This window comes from Streptomyces canus (genome assembly GCF_041435015.1).
GTDB lineage: Bacteria > Actinomycetota > Actinomycetes > Streptomycetales > Streptomycetaceae > Streptomyces > Streptomyces canus_G.
The window spans coordinates 1,120,393-1,140,185 of record NZ_CP107989.1 but is presented as its reverse complement, the minus strand read 5'-3'; the positions used below and the strand labels follow the sequence as shown (position 1 = coordinate 1,140,185).

General features: G+C 70.0%; 17 protein-coding genes and 1 pseudogene. 8 read left to right on the top strand and 10 right to left on the bottom strand.

Annotation, left to right across the window (positions count from 1 at the left end; translation table 11 throughout):
* Positions 1-85: 85 nt before the first annotated feature.
* From OG841_RS05400 to OG841_RS05390, 3 genes and pseudogenes are all read right to left on the bottom strand, one after another.
* Positions 86-928 (bottom strand): annotated as a pseudogene (locus tag OG841_RS05400) (transposase); the annotation flags it as partial.
* Positions 929-1,213: 285 nt separating this feature from the next.
* Positions 1,214-1,777, bottom strand: a complete 564-nt coding sequence (locus OG841_RS05395) for a RipA family octameric membrane protein (protein WP_328642528.1) — start codon at positions 1,775-1,777, stop codon at positions 1,214-1,216.
* Positions 1,778-1,802: 25 nt separating this feature from the next.
* On the bottom strand, positions 1,803-2,267 hold the full coding sequence (locus OG841_RS05390; RefSeq protein ID WP_328642529.1) for an NUDIX hydrolase: 465 nt from the start codon (positions 2,265-2,267) through the stop codon (positions 1,803-1,805).
* A 46-nt stretch (positions 2,268-2,313) separates the two neighbouring features.
* On the opposite strand from OG841_RS05390, the gene OG841_RS05385 reads away from it, so the two are divergent.
* Positions 2,314-6,264: an nSTAND1 domain-containing NTPase gene (locus OG841_RS05385; RefSeq protein ID WP_371563792.1), complete on the top strand. Its 3,951-nt coding sequence runs from the start codon at positions 2,314-2,316 to the stop codon at positions 6,262-6,264.
* 8 nt (positions 6,265-6,272) lie between these two features.
* Here the strand turns inward: OG841_RS05385 and OG841_RS05380 are convergent, their stop codons facing one another.
* Entirely contained in the window at positions 6,273-6,941 is a 669-nt protein-coding gene (locus OG841_RS05380) for an HAD family hydrolase (RefSeq protein WP_328642531.1), read from the bottom strand.
* A 495-nt stretch (positions 6,942-7,436) separates the two neighbouring features.
* Between OG841_RS05380 and OG841_RS05375 the strand changes: the two genes are divergently transcribed.
* On the top strand, positions 7,437-8,438 hold the full coding sequence (locus OG841_RS05375; protein ID WP_328642532.1) for a hypothetical protein: 1,002 nt from the start codon (positions 7,437-7,439) through the stop codon (positions 8,436-8,438).
* A 113-nt stretch (positions 8,439-8,551) separates the two neighbouring features.
* Here OG841_RS05375 and OG841_RS05370 read toward each other — a convergent pair whose 3' ends face one another.
* Positions 8,552-8,872, bottom strand: coding sequence for a transposase (locus tag OG841_RS05370; RefSeq protein ID WP_365120252.1), 321 nt, complete (start codon positions 8,870-8,872; stop codon positions 8,552-8,554).
* Positions 8,873-9,002: 130 nt separating this feature from the next.
* Between OG841_RS05370 and OG841_RS05365 the strand changes: the two genes are divergently transcribed.
* Entirely contained in the window at positions 9,003-9,812 is an 810-nt protein-coding gene (locus OG841_RS05365) for a pentapeptide repeat-containing protein (protein ID WP_371570580.1), read from the top strand.
* Here the strand turns inward: OG841_RS05365 and OG841_RS05360 are convergent.
* The gene (locus OG841_RS05360) at positions 9,780-11,300 is read right to left on the bottom strand and encodes a cytochrome P450 (RefSeq protein WP_371563789.1); all 1,521 of its coding nucleotides are present in this window, start codon (positions 11,298-11,300) and stop codon (positions 9,780-9,782) included. The two genes, OG841_RS05365 and OG841_RS05360, sit on opposite strands and share 33 nt — an antisense overlap.
* A gap of 107 nt (positions 11,301-11,407) precedes the next feature.
* Between OG841_RS05360 and OG841_RS05355 the strand changes: the two genes are divergently transcribed.
* Together OG841_RS05355 and OG841_RS05350 are read left to right on the top strand one after the other, a co-directional pair.
* A complete protein-coding gene (locus OG841_RS05355; RefSeq protein ID WP_371563788.1) occupies positions 11,408-12,016 on the top strand; it encodes a TetR/AcrR family transcriptional regulator in 609 nt (202 codons plus the stop codon).
* A gap of 90 nt (positions 12,017-12,106) precedes the next feature.
* Positions 12,107-12,832 (top strand): DUF2470 domain-containing protein, encoded by a 726-nt coding sequence (locus tag OG841_RS05350; protein ID WP_371563786.1) that lies wholly within the window; start codon positions 12,107-12,109, stop codon positions 12,830-12,832.
* Here the strand turns inward: OG841_RS05350 and OG841_RS05345 are convergent.
* From OG841_RS05345 to OG841_RS05335, 3 genes are all read right to left on the bottom strand, one after another.
* Positions 12,800-14,017 (bottom strand): lactonase family protein, encoded by a 1,218-nt coding sequence (locus OG841_RS05345; RefSeq protein ID WP_371563783.1) that lies wholly within the window; start codon positions 14,015-14,017, stop codon positions 12,800-12,802. The two genes, OG841_RS05350 and OG841_RS05345, sit on opposite strands and share 33 nt — an antisense overlap.
* A gap of 92 nt (positions 14,018-14,109) precedes the next feature.
* Positions 14,110-15,132, bottom strand: a complete 1,023-nt coding sequence (locus tag OG841_RS05340) for a hypothetical protein (protein ID WP_371563781.1) — start codon at positions 15,130-15,132, stop codon at positions 14,110-14,112.
* Positions 15,133-15,167: 35 nt separating this feature from the next.
* Positions 15,168-16,445: an FUSC family protein gene (locus OG841_RS05335; protein ID WP_328642539.1), complete on the bottom strand. Its 1,278-nt coding sequence runs from the start codon at positions 16,443-16,445 to the stop codon at positions 15,168-15,170.
* 225 nt (positions 16,446-16,670) lie between these two features.
* Here OG841_RS05335 and OG841_RS05330 point away from each other — a divergent pair, with 225 nt between their 5' ends.
* Positions 16,671-17,978, top strand: a complete 1,308-nt coding sequence (locus tag OG841_RS05330) for an erythromycin esterase family protein (RefSeq protein ID WP_371563779.1) — start codon at positions 16,671-16,673, stop codon at positions 17,976-17,978.
* Here OG841_RS05330 and OG841_RS05325 read toward each other — a convergent pair.
* Positions 17,942-18,346, bottom strand: a complete 405-nt coding sequence (locus tag OG841_RS05325; RefSeq protein WP_328642541.1) for a CGNR zinc finger domain-containing protein — start codon at positions 18,344-18,346, stop codon at positions 17,942-17,944. The genes OG841_RS05330 and OG841_RS05325 overlap by 37 nt on opposite strands.
* Here OG841_RS05325 and OG841_RS05320 point away from each other — a divergent pair.
* Complete coding sequence (locus tag OG841_RS05320; protein ID WP_328642542.1) at positions 18,336-18,569, top strand: zinc-binding dehydrogenase; 234 nt, start codon at positions 18,336-18,338, stop codon at positions 18,567-18,569. The two genes, OG841_RS05325 and OG841_RS05320, sit on opposite strands and share 11 nt — an antisense overlap.
* 115 nt (positions 18,570-18,684) lie before the next feature.
* Positions 18,685-19,542 (top strand): DUF3626 domain-containing protein, encoded by an 858-nt coding sequence (locus OG841_RS05315; RefSeq protein ID WP_371570577.1) that lies wholly within the window; start codon positions 18,685-18,687, stop codon positions 19,540-19,542.
* The last annotated feature ends 251 nt before the right edge of the window (positions 19,543-19,793 follow it).

The window sequence follows — 19,793 nt, the reverse complement described above, 5'->3', positions numbered from 1 at the left end:
GGCACAACTCCGGCTCCAACGGCGCACACAACGGAGTGTGACGCCCAACAGCGCGATCTCTCCAAGGTGCCAACGCAGTCCTTCGTCAAGCGAGGCGTGGGGGTCTGGGTTCATAGAAGGTGCCGTCGCGGAGCATCGCGAACAGCACGTTGATCCGCTGGCGGGCGAGGCGGAGGAGGGATTGCGTGTCGGTCTTTCCTCTGGCCCGGCATTTGTCGTAGTAGGTGCGGGAGGCGATCGTGCAGGGCGGCGAACGCGGAGAGGAACATCGCGCGTTTGAGCTGCCGGTTGCCGCCTCGGGGTGCGTGTTCGCCGTGGATCGGGCTCCCCGAGGACTTCGTGGTCGGGGCGAGGCGGCGTAGGAGGCGAGGTGGGCGGTGGTGCGGAAGCTGGTGCCGTCGCCGACGGTGACCAACAGTGCGGCGGCGGTCCTGACGCCGACGCCGGGCAGCTACGTCAGGACCTTGGAAAGAGGCTGGTCCTCCAGCAGGGCTGTGATCTGGGCTTCTCCCGCCCGCCTTTGTTCGTGAATGGCGCCGAGCGAGCGGGCCAGCGACTCGATCACGACGTCCAGGGTGCCGGTGCCCGGGACCACGACGGTCTGCTCGTCGAGGGCATCGAAGACATCGTCGATCAGCCGCTTCGCCATGTGTGGGGCGTTGGGCCTGATCACTTCAACGAGCTTGCGGCGTCCGGCCTTTCGCAAGCTGGTGGGGGATCCGTAGCGCTCCAGCAGCCAGGTGACCGCCTGGTGATCTAGACGCGGGCCCAGGACTCGTTCCGGGGACGGGTGGAACTGGGTGAGCAGGCCCCGGATCCGGTTGCTGGTGCGGGTGGCCTCGGCCGCCAGGTCCTGGTCGAAGCCGACGAGGACGCTGAGCTCGGCGGTGATCTCGTCGGACAGCTCCAGCGAGCGCAGGGTGTGCGGGTCTCCAACGGCGCCTCTCGGATCCGGTGGCACCACCCCCCTCCAGGTCATCGGTTCGACAGGGGGGGACCAGCCATGCCAGGTCCGGAGGCCAGCGGTCCCCTTGCAGGACCGCGGAAAACATAACGGGGTAGTCCATCGGGAGAGGATCCTTCGGCGCTGCGCACACGCAGTTGCTGGTGATACGCGACGGCGGCACAAGGCGCCGCCTACCGCTGCGCCGCATCACTACTGCACGACGCGAGGGCCTCCTCCCCGCCGAACCTTACGCGGGCAGCATCGTGGTCATCGCGACGCCAATAGCGCGATGAACCCGCCCGCATACGTGCAGGCGAACGTCACAGGCACCCACTGCTCCAGATGTGTCAGCGGCCAGTACTTGGCCTTGTCCTTCCCCTCACCGAGCGCTGTCCACTCCGCCCTCCCATACGGAGAGGCGGGTAGCCTCTCCTCAAGCACGCCTATCACCGTGTACTTCGCCGAGTTCAACTGCCGATAGGACCGCAGCAGGACGAACCAGGCACCGCACTGCACAAGCAGCGCGACGAGAGGGAAGACGAGCAGCCAGGAGCCCGTGTGCGGCCCGTCTTTCCAGGTGGCGCCGATGGCCGCAAAGACGGTCGTGTTGAGCGTGAGGAAGAAGGTGTTGGTCAGGCTCCTGCGGGCGCTGACCCTGTCGGCCATCTCCACGTACAGCTTGTACTGCTCCAGCAGGACGGCGTGGTCCCGACCGCCGTCGAGGGGCTTGTCACTCAGTTGGGAAGGCCGGTTCCACACGGTGGGGCGCACGTCCTCCAGCGGGGTCGTCGCAGTGCCGACGTAGTTCCTCAGTACCGCCCGGAAACCCATGAGGGCAAAGTCCTTTCCCTGGGCCTCAGCCCAGATACGGAACGTGGCTTTCCATGACCGCGTGACCGACGCGCAGTCGCATAGAGGGGTGCATGATGAGGGGGGCCGTCTCCGGAAGCGGGACGTATCTCACGCTGCGTGACTCGTCACTCGTGCGGATCGTTCCTCCGACCTCGCGGCCGCGGAAGACGATCGAACACTCCTGGCTCACCGTTCCGTCGTCAAAGGCCGTGACATGACCGGGATCAGAATACAAGCCGACCAGTCCTGTAATGGTCACCTCGAGTCCGGTCTCCTCACGCACCTCCCGCACAGCCGCTTCGGTGAAGCCCTCTCCCACATCGACCATGCCCCCGGGCATGGCCCAGTAGCCGTCGTCGGCGCGCTCGATCAGCAGCAGGCCATGCGGTCCAAACACCGCCACATTCACCACTGGCCAGAGCCTGTTCGCTCGCGGCGCGTCAGATTCGTTCAAGTAGTCCCTCTTCATACGCAACCACCTATCCCGCCCCCGGCACTTCCCGCACGATGTCTGCATGGGCCGTGTCTTCGTGAGTTACCACGCCTCGGATGGCCGTGACATCGCGCACCGGCTGGTTGCCGGTCTGGAGCGCGCCGGTTTCCAGGACTGTTACGCGTACAACCTGGCCGAGCACGGCCCACCCGCATCCTATGAGTGGCGCCAGGGGCTGCGGAGCAGCCTGCTGGGCGCCGATGGCCTTCTCGTGGTGACCACAAAGGGCTCGATGACGGCGGAGTGGTGCACCTGGGAGATCGCCGTTTTCCGCGAACGCAAGCCGGACGCACTCGTCGTGGAGTTCGTCAGCAGCGACCTGGAACAGGGCCGTGCCCTCCTGAACCACCGCCAGACCGCGTTCGTGAACCGGCACGACCCCTCGTCGATGGACAGCGCCGTCGCCACCGCGGTGCGCCTGTTGTCTTCGCACGGGGTGTCCACGGCGCCCGGGCTCACCTCACCCTTCCCCGGCCTGCGTACCTTCGAAGAGGGCGACGCGAGCATCTTCTTCGGCCGGCAGGAGGAAACCGAACACCTGGCCCGCCCGCTGTTGGGCTCACGCAGGAGCGGCACGCTCGCCGTGGTCGGCCCCTCGGGTGCGGGCAAGTCATCGTTGGTCAGAGCGGGGCTCGTGCCTCGTCTGCGCCGTCGGCCGACGGCTCGCGACGGCTCCGCACCGATATGGCTCGTCCTCGGGCCATTCCGGCCCGAGGAAGGCGTCACCGCACTGGGCGCGGGGATCGCGGAGATCCGGGGCGACATGGGGCTGGACCTGTCCACCGCAGAGGCGGTCGAAGAGTTCATCGCTGAATCGCCCGACAGCCTCGACACGTTGCTGTCCCACATCACTCGGGCCGCGCCGGAGGCCCGCGTCCTCATCGTCCTCGACCAGGCCGAGGAGCTCCTGTGGGGAGAGGGCGAGACCAGGACTCTGGTCTCCGCGCTGATCTCCGCCACGCACAAACAGGCCTGGCTGGTCTACACGGTCCGGGCGGACCTGCTCGACGCACTGATGACCAAGGAGTTACTGGCGCCCCTAGTCCGCGACGACTTCCTCGTCAAACCGCTAAGCCGAGCCGATCTGCCACAGATCATCAACGGCCCGTTGGACCGGCTGGGCTGGCGCATGAGCGACGAGGCCCTGGGCCGTGTGGTGGAGGACGCCGGCGGTGAAGCACTGCCGCTGCTCGCGTTCGCGTTGGACGAGCTGTGGCGGCACGTCAATCCGGACGGACACCAGGAACCGAGGATCATCGGCCTGCACGACTACCTGGCGGCCGGGTGCGTGCAGGACGTGCTGCGGGTACAGGCCGAAGAGGCCTTCGGGCTAGCCCGCAGCGTCGCACTGAACGCCGTCGGCCGGACCATCACTCAGGGGCTGGCCGAGCAGCGCGTGCTGCGGGCGCTGCGCCGCCTGGTGTCGGTCGACGCATCGGGCAGATACACCCGCCGGGCCGTGCAGTTGGGCGAACTGCCCCCTGACGAGACTTCGTTGCTGGAGCCGTTCGTGAAGTGCCGGGTGCTCACGACCTTTCGGACGACGACCCGAAACTTCGTCCAGGTAGCCCACGAGAGTCTGTTCCTGCACTGGCCGCGGCTGCGGGCCGAACTCGACCAGGAACGGGACTCTCTGCGGGCCCGCCAGGAGATCGAGGACCTCGCCCTCGTCTGGCAGGAGGCGGGCCACCCTCACGACCAACTCCTCCCGCCTTCGCGTCTCATGCGCCTCCTGAGCTTCCTCTCCCCGCCACTCAAGCCGGACGGACGGCCTCCGGTCTTCAAGCACCGCTGGCCCGAGCTGCTCGAAAGATTGATCGCCCTCCAACTCTCCGATGCGGCGCTCCGCCTGATGGAGGTGTCGCTGCAGCGCAACCTCGAGGAGGAGGTGGCTCGTGCCCTGGTCATGGTGGCGAACCCTCAGACCCCCCTGCGCATGCTCGTCGGTGCCGGATCCGCACCGGGCGACGACGTGCTCACCATGCTCCTGCACGCACCGGACATCACCTCGTGGGAACGCGCCCTGCGCCGCGTCCTGGGCGACGTCAGCCTCACCCGGACGCTGCTCGGGCACGAACAGGGCGTGTGGGGTGTCGCGTGGTCGCCGGACGACTCCAAGCTCGTGACCGGCTCGAAGGACGGCTCCGTCCGCGTCTGGGACATCAACTCCGGTACCTGCCTTGCCCGCTTCACCCACGGTCAAGAACGCAGGGGGGACAACCCGGGCTGGGTCCGTTCGGTGGACTGGTCACCGCAAGGCGACCTGATCGCCTCCGCCGCCACTGACGAGACAGTACGTCTCTGGTCCTGGACGGACCGCCGCGAGGCCAACCTTATTCCCCTGCCCAACCGTCCGTGGTCAGTGCGCTTCGACTCGTCCGGTGACCATGTGCTGGTGGCGTGCGCGGACGGCAGGGCGTATCTGCACGCCGTACGCGGGCTCAGTCGCGAACCAGTCCGGACTTACACCAGTGTGGACGAGGAGGGGCAGCCGGTGCGGCTGTGGGACGCCGACTTGTCGGCCGATGGGAGGTTCGTGGCGACGGCACGGGAGGACGGTGGTGTCGACCTGCACGCCCGGGACACTCTCACGCCCGTCAGGCATCTTGTGCCGCCCGGCAGAGGGCGACCTACGGTGCGGACGGTGCGGTTCAGTCCTCATGCGAACTATGTGGCCACGGGCGACCAGGCGAACAACGCGCACGTCATCCAGCTCGATTCGGCGTCGAGGGCGTTTCAGGGGCACCGGGACCAAGTGCGCCGGGTGAGCTGGTCGCCGTCCGGACTTCGGGTGGCCACGGCCTCGGCGGACGAGACCGTGCGCGTCTGGACGCCGGGCTCGGTGGGTGAGCTCCTGACGCTGGCCGATCACGGGCAAGGCGTGTGTGACGTCGCCTGGTCGCACGCGGGCGACCGGCTCGCCTCGGCGTCGGACGACGGGAAGACACGTGTGTGGAAGGTCGGGGCGGAACCGAAGGATCGCAGGACGATGCGGGAGGGAAGGGTGACCAGCCTGGCCTGGTCCGCAGCCACCCACCGCCTGATCGTGGGAATTCGGGACGACGTGACCCGCGCCGACGGGGCGGTGGAGAGCGGGTACCTGGACTTCGCGGACCGGGCCAGCAAGGTCTATCGGCTGTACGCGCACCAGGTGTCCTCCCTGGCATGGTCCCCGGACGGCCGACGCCTCCTCGTCGGCTCACTCGAAGGTACGGCCTTCGTCCTGCCCACCACGGACACGCGTCCGCGTTGGGAGCCGAACGTCATCGCGCGGGCCCACGACGGCGTCACGGACGCCCAATGGTCCTCCGACGGCCGGTACATCGCCGTGGTCTCGAGAGACCGCACCTGGCGCCCGAGGTTGTACGACCGAGACGGCCGGCCGCTCGACGGCGACCGGCGCTGGCGCGGCCACCACAGCTTCCTGCGGGCCGTCGCCTGGCACCCGGAACACCCCATTTTCGCCGTCGCCGGTCAGGACAACATGGTCACCCTCAACGCCCTCGACCAGACTGTGGCCCACTGGGAGACGGACAAGGTGTTCACTAGCCTCGCCTGGAGCCCGGACGGCGAGCGGCTCGCGGTGGGCTGCACCGACGGGACCGTGATCATGCTGGGTACGGAACTGGGCTCCCGCCCATCGGCGACCGAACTGCTTCGGCTGTACGGACACTCAGCGTCCGTGAACTCCCTCGCGTGGTCGCCCCAGGGCGCCACTTTGCTCTCCGCCTCGGACGATGGGACCGCGCGCACCTGGCACCCGGGGACCGGCGGGCAGCTCACCGTCGCACGGGCGGACAGAGGTCCCGTCGTACGGGCCCTATGGACGGGCTCGGAAGACCAGGCCGTCACCGCAGCGACCGCAGGCAGCATCTGTCTGTGGGACCTATCTGACGGGCCGGCCCGTCCCCTGTCGGCACCGGAGTGTGACGTGCACACACTAATCAAGGAGGCCAGGCGGAGGGCACACTGACCGAGCCGTCACAGGCCGTGCTGTGCGAGGGCCGCCATCAGCACCGGGGGCCGTCGTCCCACCGGTCCCGTGGCGACGTGCGCGAACCCCAGGCCCGCCCGTACGGCGCCGCCGTCGGTCACCTCGTCGTCACCCAGCAGCAGGCAGCGCTTCGGAGGCACTGCCAGCCGCTCGCAGGCGGTCCGGAAGATGTCCGGCTCCGGTTTGCAGCATCCGACTTCGTAGGACAGGACGAAGTCGTCCACCAGCGGTGTCAACTCCTCGCGTCCGAAGGCCCGGCGGATGTCCCAGGTGATGTTGCTGAGGACACCCACGGGCAGGCCGGCCCTGCTCAGGTGTTCCAGGGTGGGGCGGGTGTCCGCGTAGGCCGCCCAGTGGCGTTCGTCGGTCAGCCGATCGAAGACGGTGTCGAACAATGCCTCGCATTCGAGTCCCGCGATGCGGAAAAGGGCGCGATAGGCCTGCCGGTTCGCCTCGTCTGAGAGGTCGCGAAACTCCCAGCATTCCCGCTCGGCGCCGGTCATCGAGCCGAGTTGACGGCCGGGAAAGCGCAGGGCGTCCACCACGGCGCGCTGGATCGATTCGTCCGTCTCCCCTTCGGGGAACAGCCAGGCGTAGCCGTCGGCGCGCCCGAAGAGCGTTCCGGAGAAGTCGAAGAGGACGGCGTCGTATCGCATCAGCACCTCGCTCGGTCTTTCCCAGGATGCCCGACTCTCGTCCCGACCGCACCGGCCCGGCGCGTCGACGGCCACCCGCACCATGCGTTCAGGGAGCGACCAGGCACCAGGGCGCAGACCACGCGGAGCGCCTAACCGGCGTCCCGTGCGACCTGCTCGATGTGGACGAGCAGAGAGGCGGTTATGTACCCCCGCAGTGTTGAGGGCGACGACACCCCATCGCCTACGAAACAGCGTCCCGAACAACACCAACTACGCTGACACCAGCCGCATAACCGTGTCCAGGATTCGAGGTCAAGGCCCCCCACGCCAACTGCCCACCACCGGATCGACATGTGAACCGTGGGCGTGCGTGCCACGTTTCGCGCCCAGCAGCGCTTCCTTGCGCCGAAGTTGTGCCCTGTTGTGACACAGGTCCATGGCGCAGGATGAGCCCGCACGACACCGCGACCAGCATCCCCATCGGATGCAAAGGTGGCTGCACAAGGGGGATGTGTGTATCAACTACGCCGGGGAATCTCTGCGATTGCTGCGTTTACCGCGGCATTGACAGCCTCCCTGTTCCAGCCAGTTCAGGCGCAAGCCGCCGACTGCGGCACCTGGACGCCAGGTGCGGGAAGCCTGACAGTCCAGTACACGGACTCATCTGCCGGGCACACTTTCAAAGAACTCGTCGTCCGAACAGCCTTCACCTTCTCCCGCAGTGAGATCACAGCACTGCGATGCACCGGATCAAGGTCTCTCGAAGTGGATGCCGAAACCTACGGTGGCGTGAAGAACGGCATCAAGTCCTACCGCTCCAACCTTCCCAACGCCTACCTCGACACCGAGTACGACGACCGCGGACCGGGACGCACTCTCACCGTCGGCACCTCCTCGGCCGCGCAGCTCCAGCCCGATCACGAGTACGTCACAGAACTGCATGTGCGGGAGATCTCCACCCCTCAGAACTACGCCGAGGTCTATCTCAATTTCCAACGCGGCCACTGGGCCAGGAAGTCCAGCCCGAAGGAAGCCACGTCGTGCCTCGGGCACGGGGGAAGTGATCCTGCGTGGTGCGTCTTCGCCGACAAGACAGCGAAGATGACCTCCCGGATGGGCGGCCCCGTCCGGATTGCGTTCCCCTCACGGGCGTCGTCGTCCCTGACAGCCGCTTGGGGGCGGCTGCTCCCCGGACAACGCCTCAACCCCGGCGACCGACTGGCCAGCCCCAACGGACTCAATGTTCTTGTCCTGCAGACCGACGGAAACCTGGTCGAATACATCCCCGGCGGGCGAGCCATCTGGGCCACCAACACCCGGGTTTCGAACTCAGTTCTGTTCATGCAAGCAGATGGAAACCTGGTCGTCGTCGCCCCAGGCAACCGCCCCGTATGGGCATCCGCCACGTCAGGCAAACCAGGCTCCATCCTGGAACTCCAAGACGACCGCAACCTCGTCGTCTACGCCCCTGGTCATGTCGCGGTATGGGCGAACAACATCGCTGGACGTCCCTAACGGCCCACGGCCGCGGCGCGGATGCACCCGCTCCCGGGGCTGCGGTGCCCGGCGCGGGAGTGACGGCGTCGGGTGTTATTGCGGTTGGTGGTCGGCGACGAACTGGAAGCGGGTCACCAGCGCGTCTCCCCGGCGAAATACTTCGCTGCCTTGCGCAGGATCTCGCGTTCCCGCTTCCAGTCCGAGGACCTTCTTGCGGAGGGCGGCGTTCTCCGCGTCCAACGGCGTCCAACGGCGTCCAACGGCGTCGGCGGCTCGGAGGTTACCTCTGCCCGGTGACCCCGCGGCCAGCTCGCGCCCGCTGCCCGGCCCCAGTTCCGCTGGGGCTCGGGATTGATGCCCAGATCGGCGGCAACCTGCCGGATCGTCGCCTCGGGCCGCGACTGGTACAGCGCGACCGCGTCCGCCTTGAACTGCGGCGGATAGTTCTTCATGACCACGAGATGTCCGTTCTCAGATCCTCAGGATCCAGTGTCTCGTGTGTCCAAGATCAGGGGGCTGGGTTCCAGCGCTCATGCATAGGCCTGACGAAGCACTACTAGGCTGGCGGCGATGCAAGAACAAATGATCGATCTCAGCGGCGACTGCGCGCGGTGCTTCGGGCTGTGCTGTGTCGCCCTGCCCTTCACCGCCTCAGCGGACTTCGCCCGCGACAAGCCGGCCGGCACGCCCTGTCCCAACCTCCGGGACGACCACCGGTGCGGCATCCACGCGAAACTGCGCGTCGAGGGCTACACCGGATGCACGGTCTACGACTGCTTCGGCGCCGGGCAGAAGGTCTCGCAGGTCACCTTCGCCGGCCGGGACTGGCGTACGGGCCCGCGCGAGGACGCCCGCCGGATGTTCGACGTCTTCCCGGTCGTGCGCCAGCTCCACGAGTTGCTCTGGTACCTCACCGAGGCACTCACCCTGCCCGCCGCCCGCCCGGTCCACGCCGACCTGCGCCGCATGCGGGAGCGGACCGACGCGCTCACCCGGGGGACCGCCGAAGAACTCGCCGCGTTGGACGTCGCCGCGCACCGGCAGGAGGTCAACGTCCTTCTGCTGAGGACCAGCGAGCTGGTGCGGGCCGGATTCGGCGTCGCGAAGGGGAGGAAGAACCGCCGGGGCGCGGACCTGATGGGCGCCCGTCTCCAGGGCGCCGACCTGCGCGGAGCCACCCTTCGCGGCGCCTATCTCATAGCGGCCGACCTCACCGGCGCCGACCTGCGCGGCGCGGATCTGATCGGTGCCGATCTGCGCGACGCCGACCTGACGGACGCGGACCTGACGGGCGCCTTCTTCCTCACCCAGCCCCAGCTGAACGCCGCCCGGGGCAGCGCCGGCACCCGGCTGCCGGACTCAGTCATCCGCCCCGGACACTGGACAGCGTGACGCCGAGGCGGCCGGGGCCTCGTCGGAATCCGCTACGGGGGCGGCCGCAGCGCTACCGCCCGCCCGCCGTTCCACGTGCAGCCGCAGCCCCTCCGGCATCAGCGTCAGCCGCTCGGCCACGCTGAGCCGGTAACCGGGGTCTGCACGCAGCTCGTAGCGGCGCAGCAACAGCCCGAGCACCAGCGTGGCCTCGTGGAGCGCGAACTGCCGCCCGATGCAGGCCCGGGCCCCGGTGCCGAACGGCTTGAAGACATGCGGGGGACGCGAGCGTACGGCCTTGGGGTCGAAGCGGTCCGGATCGAACCGCTCGGCGTCGGCTCCCCACACCTCGGGGTCGCGCTGCAGCATCGGCGTGAGCACCAGCGTCCACGCCCCGCGGCGCATCGGGTACCGCCCGGCCAGCACGGTGTCCTGGACGGCCTCCCGGGCGAACGCGGGTGCCGTGGGCCACAGCCGCAGCGACTCGTCCAGCACCCGCCGCACATACCGCAGCTTCGCCACCTGGTCGTACCCCGGCACGGCGGCCGCGCCCCAGACGCGGTCCACCTCGGCACGCGCGCGTGCCGCGACCTCGGGGTGTCGGGAGAGGTAGTGCAGGGCGAAGGAGAGCGCACCCGACGTCGTCTCGTGACCGGCCACCAGAAAAGTGATGACCTGTCGGCGGACGTTCTCGGGCGACAGACGCTCACCGGTCTCCGGGTGGGCCGTCTCCAGCATCCGGTCGAGAAGGTCGCCGTCCCCACCCACCGTGCGCCGGGTCCGGACCAGGTCGTCGACCATGCGGTTGAGGTAGGCGATGTCGTCCGCGTTGCGCTGCGCGGCACGTCGTAGAAGCGCCGGGAAGGGCACGGAGTTGAGGCGCTGCGCGTAGGTCAGGGTGCCCACCATCGCCGTCACGAAGGGATGCGGCCGATCCCGCTCGAAGGAGCCGAAGTCATGGCCGAACCCCGTCCGAGCGATGGTCTCCAGAGTCAGCTTGGTCATGTCACCGGGGACGTCGACCGGCCGGCCCGCCGCCTGCTCGCGGTCCCAATGGTCCGTCAGCCGCCCGGCGACGGCCAGCATCATCGGGTGGTAGGCCTCCATCGCCTCGCGGCTGAAGCCCGGTGCCAGCACGTCGTGTGCCAGCTGCCAGTTCGGCTCGTGGTTGTACGCGGTGAACAGCCCGTCGCCGGCGACCGGCCGCAGATTGGCGACCCCCAGACCGACATGCTTCGCGAACCGCGACTCGTCCGCCAGATCCGCCACCAGCTCGGCACCCCAGACGAACACGAACTCCCGGTTGAACGCCTTGCGCCGGTAGATCGGCCCCAAGTGGCGAGCGAAGCGCAGGGAGTCCTGGAGCGGGGTGGCCCGGTTGGCGCCGAGCACGTCACCGAGCAGGGGGAGCCGGCGCGGCGGGTGCGGAATGCGGTGCAGTTCCGGCCAGCCCAGCTCGGCACTGCGGAAACCCCTCGGCTGCGCGGCCCTTGTCGTCGTCTCCGCCATGACGAGATCTCCCTTGATCCAGCGGCAGTTGAGCGCGTTGTACGTGGGTTCAATAACGCGCCTCAGTCTGATCCCGTTGTTGAACCGGCGTCAAGTAAAGTGCGGGCATGGCCGGGAAGCAGGGCGAGCGCGCGCGCCGCAGGCTCAGCACCGGGGAGCGCCGGGAGCAACTCCTGTCGGTGGGGGCGAGGCTGTTCTCGGAGAGCCCGTACGACGAGGTGTGGATCGAGCAGGTCGCGGAGATCGCCGGTGTCTCGCGCGGGCTGCTCTATCACTACTTCCCGACGAAGCGGGACTTCTTCGCGGCGGTCGTCGAGCGCGAGAGCGGGCGGATGCTGGCCATGACCGCGGCCGTGCCCGGCGTCCCGGTGCGCGAGCAGCTCACCGCGGGGCTGGACACCTATCTGGAGTACGTGTCGGCGCACGCGCACGGCTACCGGGCCTTTCACCGTGCCGACGCCGCCGGGGACCAGTCCGTCCGCAAGGTCTACCAGCGGGCGCTGGCCGCACAGGAGCGGCAGATCCTGGCGGCGCTGGCCGCGGATCCGGAGTTCGGGGCCCAGGCCGAAGAGCGCCCCGACCTTCGGCTGGCCGTCCGCGGTTGGCTGGCCTTCACCACGGCCGTCTGTCTGGAGTGGCTGAGGGGCTCGGACCTCTCCCGGGAACAGGTGCGCGATCTGTGCGCGCGGGCCCTGCTCGGCGTTCTCCGACCCTGATGGGGATGCGCACGTCCGTCACGCCTTCCAAGGTTGGCTTCATCGCCGATCTTCGATAAGTTAGGCAAGGCTTACCTTAGGAGGCAATGGATGCGTGACAGCCAAACCTGGACGGCCGCGCCTTCCGCGGCGGAACACGCCCGGTCGGTGCTCGCCGCCTCGTGGTCCTGCGCGGTGACCGCCGAGGGCGGCCGCGAGGAGTTCGTCGGCGCGCACACCGTCGCCCAGGACGGGCGGGTGACACTGGACGTGCCCGAGGACAGCACCCTGGTCGCGGCCGCGATCTGCGCGCCCCGCGGCGAGCCGTCCGCCGTCCTGGAGTTCGCCGACGTGGCACCCGTCCCCGTGCGCAGCCGGATCCGCGCCCGGCTGTGGATCGCGGGCTGGTTCGTCCCCGGGGACGGCCGGCTCGAGTTCAAGGCCACACGCGTCGTGCTGCGTCGGCCGTCCGGCGCGGTGGTCGTCGACCTCGACGACTTCGCCGCCGCCGAGCCCGACCCGCTCGCCACGGCCGAGGCCCGGCTGCTCACCCACCTCGCCGACTGCCACCCCGACGCGGTCGAGCGGCTCACCCGGCTCGTCGAGGCCGACAGCCTGCACGGCGCGGTCCGCGTCCAGCCCCTCGCCGTGGACCGGCACGGACTGACGCTGCGCATCGAGCGCACCCGTGCCCACGGCGACGTACGCCTGCCCTTCCACGCACCCGCCGACGACGTGGCGCGGCTGACGGAGCGCATGCACGTCCTGCTGACCCAGACGAGCGCAGCGTCCTGCCCGCGTGCCCTACAGCGGCAGCGCACAGACCGCGACGGGTGAGGCGAACGGCCGGCCGGCGGCCCGCAGGTCACCGCTCGCCGCGTTCACGTGGAACACGCTGACGCTGCTCGACCTCTGGTTGGCCGCGAACAGCAGGGTCCCGTCCGGCGAGAAGGCGATCTGCCGCGGGAAGTCACCGTTCACCGGAACCGTGTCGAGCAGCCGGAGCCGGGCGCCGTCCGCCTCCACCGCGTAGCGCGTGAGGCTGTTGTGGCCCCGGTTGGCGAGATAGGCGTACGAGCCGTTCGCGGTGACCAGCAGCTGCGCCGGGTAGTTGGTGCCCGAGCCCGTTCCCGTGGACTGCGCCGCCCCGACGGAGAGGCGGCCCGCCTTGCGGTCGTAGGCGCAGACCGCCACCGTGTTGTCGGCCTCGTTGGCCAGGTAGGCGTACCGGCCCCCGGGATGGAAGGTGAGATGGCGCGGTCCGGCACCGGCCCGGGTGTGCGCCCGCGAGACCTCCGTGAGAGCTCCGGTCCGTTCGTTCAGTCGATAGCTGTAGACGGTGTCCGTGCCCAGGTCGACGGCGAGCACATGGCCGCCGTCGGGACTGGTGAGGAACTGGTGGGCGTGCGGACCCTCCTGGCCGGGTCCGGGCGCCGGACTGGAGTGCGTGACCGTATCCCTGCGCTCGCCGAGCGCTCCCGAGGAGTCGATCGGATGCACGGTCACACTGCCGGAGCCGTAGTTCGCGCTGAGCAGCCAGCGGCCGCCCGGATGCACCGAGAGATGACACGGCCCCGCGCCGCCGGTGCCGCGGCTCCCCAGAACCTTGCGGTCGGACAGGCGTACGGCGGTCACGGCACCGGCGTCCTGCTCGGCGACCGCGTACAGCGTGCGGCCGTCGGGGTGCAGCGCGAGATACGAGGGGTTGGTGACGCCGGTGATCGTGCCGATGCCGGTGATACGACCGCTGTCTGGGTCGTACCTGGCGACGCCGATGCCGTTGCCACCGCCCTCGACGGAGGTGTAGGTGCCGAGGTAGAAGGGACGGGGGCCGGTCGGAGCCGGCGCCGACGGGGTTTTCGTCGGGCTCGGTGAGACCGTGCCGGGGGAGCCGGGAGTCCGCGAGGGCACCGACTGCGCCGACGATCCGGACGACGTCGAGCAGCCGACGAGTCCCGAGGCGGCTCCCGCGAGAACGCCGACGAAGCCGCGCCTGCTGCAGCCGCCGTTCGCACTGCCCATCCCTGCGCACCCCGGGTGATCGATCGTCGCGGTCGTGACAGCCACCTTCACCCGGATCACGCGGCCCGTGCAACCCGAGCCCCCGCGGCCCGCTACCAGTCGCCGTCCTGGACCGGCTTGCCCGGTGCGTCCCCCAGCTTCTTGACCTGGTGCGACCCCGGCGGCTGCCAGGGCTCGTGATCGTCCCCGAGCCAGTCCCCGACCGGCTTCACACCCTCCAGCGGGTCCGTGGGGGCGAGGTCCTCCGCGTCCTGGTCGTAGTAGTCGAACCAGGGCAGCCCCGCGTTGGTGTACGCGGCGCGGTCCACGGGCGACGGAGGGGGAGCCTCGCCGGTGATGCGGCGCCACTCGGGCGGTGTCACCAGGTGCACGAACACCCGGCCGGCCGGTGTGTCCGCCCAGTCCGACAGGGGCCGGTCGTCCCGGTAGACCTCCTGGCGCATGGAGCCGCCGACGCCGAGTCCCATGGCCGGAGCGCTGCGGGGCGCCCCCGCCGGAGCGGCGGGCGCGGCCATCGCCATGGGCGCGGCAGCGCCGTAGCCCATGGCGGGCCTGCTCACCGACCGCAGCCGCCGCTGCGCCTCCCGCCACTCGGTCAGCCGCTCCTCGACCAGCGGGAAGGACTGCAGCTGGACGCCGCCCCAGACCTCCTCGCCCGTGACCTGCCCCTCGACGGTCGCGCCCAGCCCGAGCGGCACGGCGACGAACTGGCGGACGGTCCCCTTGCCGGAGTTGATGCCGTCCAGCCACGGCTGGCGGGGCAGGACCAGGTAGTTCTGCGGGTCACGCGTGAGCCGGTCGCTCCAGGGTTTCCCGGAGACCGCGCACACCTTGCCCACCCCGACCTGGAGGGCGGCGGGCTCGGTGGTGCTGCCGAAGCTCAGCCACATCGCCTCGCGCAGATACACCGGCAGCATCACCCCGCCACGGGCCCGCCACTGCTCCGGCACGGTGTCGGGGTAGTCGGAGACGCGGCGCACCGGGAACTCGCCGAGCCCCGGCGGCAGCGGATGCGTGCCCGTCTCGGGCAGCCGCAGGGTGCGGACGAACCGCACCGCCGCACCGCCCGGCAGCCGCAGTGTGTTCCCGTCGATCCGCACGCTCGTGCCGGTCATCGGCCCGCCCCCTGTGTCCGCTCGATGTGCCTACCTCACCTGGAACGACGGGAGAGCACCGGGCGGTTCCCGCGCCACCGCTCCTGGAGCCGGGTCAGATGCGGCATCCGCTCGCGCTGCTCACGGGCGGCCCGGTCCAGCTCCTCCAGCAGGCGGCGGGAGCGGTGCTCGGTGTCGAGCTCGTCGAGGATGCGGTTGACCTCGGTGAGGACAGCGCCGTGCAATTGCCAGTGGCGGGAGTCGCGCTGGATCTCCTCCAGCAGCAGCTGGGCCAGTTTGTCGCGGGTCGCCGTGGCCTGGCGCAGCTCTGCGGTGAGCCGGGCCTCCGCGGACTCGGCGCTCACGCTGACATGGGTGGTGACCAGGACCGCGAAGCTGACCACGGCGTCGCCGATCTCGGACAGCAACTGCTCCACCGTACGGCCGGTCTCCGGCCCGAACAGCGGCTCGGGAGCCTGTTCCTCGTCGACCGTGTAGGGATCGTCGGCGAAGGGGTCGCGTTGCTTGGCGAGGTCGGTGAGGGTGCGGGCGAGGACCCGCAGCACGACCGTGCAGATCTCCAGGGTGTCCAGGCCGGTGCGCAGCACCACCCGGTGCAGCAGACCCTCCTTCACCCTGGGGTTCAGTTTGAGACTGTCCTCGGCCTGCCGGAGGGCCGCGTCCACCTCGACGATGTCGTGGTCGAGCTCGCGCGCCTCGTACAGCCGGGCCGTCGCCAGCTCCACGGGTGTCCGGCCTGCGGCCTCCTCGCCCATCCGCAGCATCAGCTTCCGCTGCCGGCGGGCCAGCCCCTCGATCGACTCGCCCGCCTCGTCCACCCACACCGGGGGAGCGAGCAGCAGATTGCAGGCGAGGCCGACGGCCGCGCCGATCAGCGTCTCCACCACGCGCGCCCAGGCGGTGTCCCCGACGGTCGTCACCCCGAGCACCAGCATCGCGCTGATCGCCACCTCGGGCACGAACTCCTCGACCCGCACCAGCCGTCCGACCACCAGCGACGCCACGATCAGCAGGGCCAGGCTCCACCAGGTCAGTCCCACCAGCAGACTGAAGGCGATGGCGACGAGGACTCCGGTCACCACCGAGTTCACCCGGCGGATGCCGGTGGTGAGCGTGGAGTAGAGGGTGACCTGCACGACCAGCAGCGCGGTCAGGGGAGCCGTGAGGGGCGCCGATTCGGGGCTGAGCCGCAGCGCGATGACGTACGCGATCGTCGCCGCGCCCGCCGACCGCAGCGTCTGCACGACGACGGGGTCCCGGCGCCGCTTCACAAACCGCACCAGGGACGCCGTCCACTCACGTACATCTCGCATCCTCAGTGTGTTCCTCTTCCACATAGGCGTCCGGTGCACTCTTTGCGGACCGTAACTGTCCGCAAGCGTGCCCACATTGTGGGGTGCGGCCGATTGACGGCAAGGGGCCGGGGCAGTGATCGCGGACACCCGGCACGACCTCGGGCGATCCCTGGGGAAAACCCCCGGCGTCGACGGTGGACCGCCGGATGGCCCGCGGCCGGTCGGGGGCGAGAGCGTGGAGCGATGACCTGGAAACGGACCTCGACCATCCTGACCCTGCTCATCACCCTCGGCACGGTCGTGCCGGCGGCGGCGACCCGGGCACCGACCCCGTCCGTCGTCGAGGCCCTCGACCGGACCGCGCACCCCCTGCGCACCGTCGAACCCGGCGGCGACACCCGCGATCTGCGGCCCCTCGACCGTATGATCGCCGACGCCGAGGTCGTCGGCGTCGGCGAGGCCACGCACGGCTCGCACGACTTCTTCGCCCTCAAGGACCGCCTCTTCCGCCACCTCGTCGAGAAGAAGGGCTTTCGCACCTTCGCCCTGGAGGCCCCCTGGAGCACCGGCCTGCGGCTCGACGACTACGTGGTGCACGGCAAGGGAGACCCGCGGCGCATCATGCGAGAGGAGTTCCAGCGCGACTACCTGTGGTGGAACAACACCGACTATCTGCGGCTCGTCGAGTGGATGCGGGCGTACAACGTCCGCCACCCGACCGACCCCGTCCGCTTCATCGGCGACGACACCGCCTGGACCGGCCCCGAGGTGTACGACACGGTCGTGGCCCGTGTGGCCGCCGCAGATCCCGCCTCGGGCGAGCGCCTGAACGGGCTGTACCGCGGGCTGCGGCCCACCGTGCCGACGGGAACGTACATCGAGGCTTACCTCGGCAAGCCGTACGCCGAACGCAGGGAGATGGCCGAACGCACCGGCGAGGCGCTGGAGCTGGTGAGGCGGGTGGGGGCGGACGACCGGACCGTCCAGGACGCCACGGCGATCGACCGCACCGCCCGTCAGTACGCCTTCGACTTCGAGGAGCCCGGACAGATCGCCGAGGCCATGCGCTACCGCGACCAGGCGATGGCCGCCAACGTGCTCTGGTGGCAACGGCACAGCGGGACAAGGGTCCTGCTGTCCGCGCACGACGCCCATGTCGGCTACGAGAGCTACGACCCCGCCTCCCCGAAGATGCAGGGCGCCTTCCTGCGCGACGGCCTGGGGGCGTCGTACGTGAACATCGGCATGACCTTCGACCGGGGCTCGTTCAACGCCACCGACCAGGACGAGACCGCCGTCCGGCGCTGGACGGTGGGCCCGGCCGCCCTCGGCAGCAACGAGCGGACCCTCGACCGCGTGAGGTACCGCGACTACGCGCTCGACCTGCGGACCGTCGGCTCACCGGCGCGCACGTGGCTCCGCCGGGCCCGCCCGACCTACCAGATCGGCACCGCCTATCCCGACGGCCCGCACGACGTCGCCCTGGCCCGCACCCACGACATTCTGATCCACCTTCACCGGGTGGAGGCGGCCCGGCTGCGGGATCGGTAACCGGCGATCTTCGCGAGGTTGCCGCAGCGGTCCATCGAGCACCAGCGGCGGCGGCGGGCCTGCGAGTCGTCCAGGAACAGCAGGGAACAGGCGGGGTTCTCGCACTCCTTGACGCGCTCCAGGAGCGGGCCCCGCACCAGGAGTACGGCGTCCCGCGCCACCGTCGCCAGGGCCGCGCGGGCCGGACTGCGCGCCGTCCAGCGGGCCGGGCCCAGTTGGGGCGCGAGATCCGGCTGGGCGGCGACCGCGTTGACGCGCTCCACGTCGGCCGGGTCGGGTTCCCGGCCGGCCATCGCGGCGCGGACCAGGCCGTACAGGGCCTCGCGCAGGAGGCGGGCGTCCGTCAAGTCCCGAGCGGTGACTCGCACCGCACCTCCGTCGGTCTTCCAGCTCACCAACATCCAGATCCACGGCTACGACCCGCGCCCCGACCTACGGGAACTGGCCGACCGGGTCGCCGCCGGCGGCTATCGCGTGCCGATCGAGACCGTCGTACCCCTGGAAGAGGCGCGGGCCGCCCACGAGCGGCTGGAACGGCGTGACAACCGCGGCAAGATCGTGCTCTCGGTCGGACCGGAATTCGTCAAATGAGATGCGGGCGTCCTCCTCGCCAGGTGATCATCCGGTGAGTCGTGGGTGAGTCGTGGGTGAGGAGACGCCGGTGGATCCAGTGGGGTCGGAACGAGCACGGGCAGCGCTGAGCCATGTGGCGGCCGTCTCGGAGGGGCCGGCCGTCGCCCCGGAGGTGCGCATCACGCTGAACTTCCATCCGGACCGCGTGGCGCGCGGTCTGCCCCTCCTGGGGGCCCTGGCCCAGGAGGGCGCCTACCACTCGCAGTTCGTCACCGGCACGAGCAACGGCGGGCTGACCGCGCACCCCGGCGGCGACCGCTGGCGCTGGGAGAGCCGGATCTTCGGCGGCGCCTACGACGACGCGGACGCCCATGACCGGCCCGTGTACGGCGCGCTGAACTTCCGTCGTCAAGTGGTGGGCGCGGCCCCGCGGTTCGGGTCCTCGCACTTCCGGCTGACCGGTGAGCCGCTGGCCCGCGCCACCTTCTGCTACCCCGACAGCGCCGCCGAGCCGGTCCACTTCGGGGTCGCCGCAGGCATGTCCCTGATAGCCCTCGCGGAGGCGGACGAGCAGGACGCCCTCGACGACTACATCGAGGCTCAGGTGCACGGCGGGGTGGACCTGGCCCGCGATGTGGAGGCCCTCGTCCTGGACGCGAGCTACCGGAACACCCCCGTCGAGGCGGCGGCGCACCTGCTGCCCGTCCCCGTCGAGTGGCACCCCGGCTACCGGATCACCGTCGCCGAACTGCACCGCCACGCCCACTACCGCGGACAGGAGTACGCCGACCTGGGCGCGAGCATCGCCGAGGACGGAGTGGTCGACCCGCGGATCATCGGGGACGCCGCCCGGACGGGCCGCTACGAACTCCAGCACCTGAAGATGGTCTGGCACACACTGGCCCGCTTCGGGGCGCCGGAGACGACGGCACATGCGGGGCGACGCGCGCGGTCCCTTGGCGCGACTGCCGACTCCGTCGGCGCAGGGTAGGGGGCGACCGGTTCGTGCTTGTTTGATGCTTATGCGCCCGCAGGACCCTGGTAGGTGACCGCACTCGTCATCTGCTTCGTCGTCGCAGGCGCGTAGGAGGTGGGCCGTGAATCCGTGGGCACTGGTGGTGGCGGGTACGGCGGTCGCCTTGCCTGGTATTCCAGGACTCTGGCGAACCACCCCGGGCTCAAGGAACACGCGGATGTTCCGGACGACGGGATCGGTACGCCTCGGGGCGGCCCGGACCGGCA